Annotated in this window: 5 protein-coding genes; 4 read left to right on the forward strand and 1 reads right to left on the reverse strand. The window is 71.4% G+C overall.

The annotated features are described in order from the left end of the window. The 4 genes from FNH05_RS32400 to FNH05_RS32415 all read left to right on the forward strand — a co-directional run. On the forward strand, positions 1-300 hold a 300-nt coding region (locus FNH05_RS32400; RefSeq protein WP_342781641.1), incomplete at its 5' end, for an oligopeptide/dipeptide ABC transporter ATP-binding protein. Next, on the forward strand, positions 297-1,241 hold the full coding sequence (locus FNH05_RS32405) for a dihydrodipicolinate synthase family protein (RefSeq protein ID WP_144592654.1): 945 nt from the start codon (positions 297-299) through the stop codon (positions 1,239-1,241). The genes FNH05_RS32400 and FNH05_RS32405, both read left to right, overlap by 4 nt. After that, on the forward strand, positions 1,238-3,139 hold the full coding sequence (locus FNH05_RS32410; RefSeq protein WP_246128074.1) for a sialidase family protein: 1,902 nt from the start codon (positions 1,238-1,240) through the stop codon (positions 3,137-3,139). The genes FNH05_RS32405 and FNH05_RS32410 overlap by 4 nt, the downstream gene beginning before the upstream one ends. Continuing rightward, positions 3,136-4,311: a sialidase family protein gene (locus tag FNH05_RS32415; protein WP_144592655.1), complete on the forward strand. Its 1,176-nt coding sequence runs from the start codon at positions 3,136-3,138 to the stop codon at positions 4,309-4,311. The genes FNH05_RS32410 and FNH05_RS32415 overlap by 4 nt, the downstream gene beginning before the upstream one ends. A 117-nt stretch (positions 4,312-4,428) precedes the next feature. Here FNH05_RS32415 and FNH05_RS32420 read toward each other — a convergent pair. Beyond that, positions 4,429-4,754, reverse strand: a 326-nt coding sequence (locus tag FNH05_RS32420; protein ID WP_144592656.1) for an HNH endonuclease signature motif containing protein, incomplete at its 5' end; no start/stop codon positions are given.

The following is a 4,754-nucleotide window of genomic DNA, read 5'->3' on the forward strand; positions in this document are numbered from 1 at the left end:
CCCTACACCAGGGCACTGTTCTCCGCCACACCGAGCCTGCTGCACCCCGCCGAGCCCGTCGTGCTGACCGGTCCCGTGCCCTCGGCCACCGCACCGCCCAGCGGCTGCGCGTTCCGCACCCGGTGCCCCAGGGCGGATGTGGGCTGCGCACTGGAACCACCCCCACTGTCCATTATCGACGAATCAGCCGACGAGTCAGGCCGTCACGGCTACCGCTGCTACCACCCGGAGACCCCGGGCACGGGCGGCGCGGCGGGCGGCACCACCGAAAGCGAGGAAACCGGAGTGACCGTTTCATGACCCCAACGCCGTTGTCCGGCATCATCCCGCCGCTGTGCACCCCCTTCCGCGACGATTTCGGCATCGACACCGATTCCCTGCGCCGCGCCATCGACTTCCAGCTCGAGGCGGGCGTGCACGGCCTGTTCATCCTCGGATCCTCCAGCGAGGTGGCCTTCCTGCCCGACGCACAGCGCCGGACGGTCATCGAAACCACGGTGTCGCATGTGGACGGCCGCGTGCCGGTGCTGGCCGGATGCATCGACATGACCACCCTCAGGGTGGCCGAGCACGTCAGGGTGGCCGAGGAGGCGGGCGCCGACGCGGTCGTGGTGACCGCGCCCTACTACACCCGGACCCACGTCGCCGAGGTCGAGCGCCACTACCGGTTGCTGCGGGAACGCACCGGGCTGCCGATCCTCGCCTACGACATCCCGGTGGCCGTGCACTCGCACCTGGACCGCGAGCTGGTGCTGCGCCTGGCCGAGGAGGAGGTGATCGCCGGGCTCAAGGACTCCAGCGGGGACGAGGCCGGGTTCCGGTATGTCCTGCAGGGCAGACGGGAGCGCGGCCTCGGCTCCTTCGCCGTGTTCACCGGCTCGGAACTGCTCGTCGACTGGGCACTGGAACTCGGTGCCGACGGTGCGGTCCCCGGACTGGCCAATGTGGACCCCGAAGGGTATGTCGCCATCCACCGGCACGTCCGGTCGGGAGATCTCGCCGCCGCCAGGGCGGAGCAGGAGCGCCTGCTGAAGCTGTTCACCATCGTCGACGTCGCCCCGCCGCACCGGATGGGGCGAGGTTCGGCGGCGCTCGGTGCGTTCAAGGCGGCCATGAAGATGCGCGGGGTCATCGCCGACGCCGTGCTGGCGCCCCCGCAGCTGCCGCTGTCGGAAGACGAGCTCGCGCGGATCGGCGAGAAGCTCGCCGAGGCCGGGATCGGGGAGGGGGAGTTGGCGTGAACCGTTCGGTGCGTACTCCACTGCGGCTGGCGCTGGCGCTGATGACGACGGCCGCCGCGATGGTCCCGCTGTCCGCGGGTGCCACGGCCGCCACCGCCGGGCACCTCGACCAGACCGTGCTGTTCAAGGCGAGCCAGGACCCCGGCTACAGCTGCTTCCGGATCCCGGCGATCACGCGCACCACCCGCGGCGCGCTGCTCGCCTTCGCCGAGGGCCGCGTGGACAACTGCGGTGACGCCGGGGACATCGACGTCGTGCTGAAGCGGTCGGTGGACGGCGGGCGGACGTGGACGCCGATGAGCGTGGTGAACGCCGGCGACGGCGACACCCACGGCAACCCGGTCCCGATCGTGGACCGGACCACCGGGCGCATCCTGCTGATCACCACCTACAACGCCGGGCGGACCGACAGCAAGGGCTGCGCCGCGCCCTGCCCGCGCACGCCGCACCTGCAGTACAGCGACGACGACGGCCTCACCTGGTCGGCGCCGCGGGACCTCGGCGCCGAGGCGTCACTGCCCTCGTGGGACTACTGGTACGCCTCCGGCCCGGGGCACGCCCTCCAGCTGACCCGTGGCCCGCACGCCGGTCGCCTCGTTTTCGGGGTCAACGCGGAAACCAGCAACGGGACCCAGCCGATCGCCAATCACGGCGCGCTGGTCTACAGCGACGATCACGGGGTGAGCTGGCACATCGGCGCCGTGGACACCTTCCCGTTCCCGGCGGGCGGGACGTTCCGGCAGAAGCCGTCCGAGCTGAGCCTGACCGAGCTGGCCGACGGGTCGATCTACGCGGCCGGGCGCGAGCAGAGCGGCACCGACCTCGGCAACCGCGACTACGCGATCAGCCGGGACGGCGGGGAGAGTTTCAGCACCCCGTTCACCACCTTGCCCGACCTGGTGACGCCGATGGTGCAGGGCTCGGTGCTGAGGCTGCACCGGGAAGGGCGCGGCGACCGGATCCTGTTCTCCTCGCCCGCGGACACCGACCGGCGGCGCTGGATGACCATCCGGTCCTCCTACGACGGCGGCCGCACCTGGGAGGACGCCGAGCAGGGCACGAGGATCACCTCGGACTGGTCGGGTTACTCCGACCTGGTGCAGCTGTCCGATCCGTCCACACAGGACGCCGAAATCGGGCTGCTCTACGAGGGCGGCGCGGTCGACGCTCGGGACGAGATCCGGTTCGCCCGGTTCGACGAGCAGTACCTTGGGTGGCGGAACTCCGCCGGTCCGCGCACCCCGGACGGGTCCGGGCGGCATTCCGACGGGCGTGTGCTCGGCGGTGCCGTGCTCACCGGCGGGCGGTTCGGGTCCGCGCTGAACCTCGACGGTGCCGACGACTTCGTCCGGGTGCCCTACGACAGTGCCCAGCCGCCCGGCGACGGCGACTTCACCTGGAGTGCCTGGTTCCGTTACGGCGCCGCGAAGGGCAACCAGGTGCTGATCTGGCTCGGCGGTATGGGCGCCACCGCGCCCCAGGCGTGGCTGCGCGGTGAACCCGCCAACCACCGCCTGATCGCTGGCTTGACCACTCCCCAGGGCACGGCGTCGATCGCCACCGCCGGGGCGTACGACGACCGGGCGTGGCACCACGTGGCACTGGAACGGTCGGCCGGGCGGCTCGCGATGTGGGTGGACGGCGTGCCCGCCGCCTCGGGACCGTCGCCCGCCGGATCGGTCAGCCAGACCGTCTCGTTCCAGATCCAGCTGGGCGAGCGGCTCGACGGCGCCTACCACCTCGACGGCTCGCTCGACGAGGTGCGCCTGTATTCGCGGGCGCTCGGCACCGGCGAGCTGGACCGGATCCGCACCGCCAACGCCGATGTGCGCGCCGGTGAGGTGCTGCGCCTGCCGTTCGACCGGATTCTGCCCGCCCAGGAAGGGAACGACGGATGAAAACGGCCTTCACCGCGGTCGCGGTCTGCGCGCTGAGTGTGCTCACCGCACCCGTGGCGTCCAGCACTCCCGGCCGCTGCACGGTTTCGGTGCCCTACGCCGCGGGCACCGGCGGTTACGCCAGCTACCGGATCCCCGCGGTGATCAAGGCGGCCGACGGTTCGGTGCTCGCCTTCGCCGAGGGCCGCCACGGCGGCACCGCCGACTCCGGCGACATCGACGTGGTCCTGCGCCGCTCCGCCGACGGTGGCTGCACGTGGTCGCCGACGCAGGTGGTCGCCGACGGTGACGGGAACACCCGGGGCAACCCGGCGCCCGCGCTGGACCCGGCGACCGGGCGGATCGTGCTGGTCACCTCGTACAACTCGGGGGCGGTCACCGAGAAGCAGATCATGCAGGGCACGGTGGCGCCGGAGCAGTCGCGCCGGGTGTTCGTGCAGACCAGTGACGACGACGGCAGGACCTTCGGTGCGCCGCGCGAGATCACCGCGGAGACCAAACCGGACGGTTGGCGCTGGTACGCCACGATGCGGCCGGTGGTGCTCCGCGGTGGGCCGCACGCCGGGCGGATCGTGGTGCCCGCCAATCATTCGATCGCCCCGCCCGCCGGTTCGGCCGATCTGGGCACCGAAGCGAAGTACTACGGGGGCCATGACATCTACAGCGACGATCACGGGGTGACCTGGCACATCGGCTACGTCGACGACAATCCCGACGGGTACGTCAACGTCAACGAGACGACCGTGGCGCAACTGGAGGACGGCAGGCTGTACTTCAACGCGCGGGACCAGAACGGCACCGCCCCTGGCAACCGCGTGGATGCCTACTCCAGCGACGGCGGCACCACGCTGGACGCGCCGTTCGCGCCGCAGGACACCCTCGCCGGACCGGTGGTGGCGGGCAGCGTGCTCCAGCCCCGCGAGCGGCACGCGCCGCTGCTCTACGCGGGACCGGCCGATCCGTCGGCGCGGGCCGCGATGACGATCCGCGCGAGCGTGGACGACGGTGTCACCTGGACCGCCGTCCAGGCGGTGTCCGGCCTGCCCGCCGCCTACTCCGACCTCGTGCAGGCCGACGCGGACACGATCGGCCTGCTTTACGAGACCGGCCCGGCGAGCCCCTACGAAACCATCACCTTCCGCCGCCTGCCCCTGTCCGCCCTCCGCCCCTGAGGTGTGGAGTCAGGGCGAGGGCATCAGCCTCAGTAACTGGTCACGGGGCTGCGGCGGGATTACGAGGTGCGGGCGGGCCATCGTGGTTCCTGCCCGCCCGGCCGGCGCTATGGACGATCAAGCACGAACAACGCGATCAGTTACCTGCCACGCAGTCTGCTTGGCGGGCTTGATGAAATCACTCGGCATTTGACTCAGGGGTTCGGGTTCGTTGCGGTAGGTGCGACCGGCCGGGGTGGTGATCTCCAGGACCCCGGTTCCGGTCATGCGGTGCTGCCAGCCGGGTTCGTCCTTCAACCGGTGATCCCGGCGGCACAGGCCGCAGAGGTTGGTGCGGTGGGTGTTGCCGCCCTGGGCCCAGGGTTCGACGTGGTCGAGGTCGCAGGCCTGGACCGGGCGGTGACACCCCGGCACCCGGCACTCTCTGTCCCGTACCTGGACTA

This window comes from Amycolatopsis rhizosphaerae, from assembly GCF_007713715.1.
GTDB classification, from domain to species: Bacteria; Actinomycetota; Actinomycetes; order Mycobacteriales; family Pseudonocardiaceae; genus Amycolatopsis_E; species Amycolatopsis_E rhizosphaerae.

What these genes read in the sequence shown, in the direction of transcription:
- FNH05_RS32405 (WP_144592654.1), top strand. Translation starts at nt 297, where the DNA reads ATGACCCCAACGCCGTTGTCCGGCATCATCCCGCCGCTGTGCACCCCC.
- FNH05_RS32415 (WP_144592655.1), top strand. Translation starts at nt 3,136, where the DNA reads ATGAAAACGGCCTTCACCGCGGTCGCGGTCTGCGCGCTGAGTGTGCTC.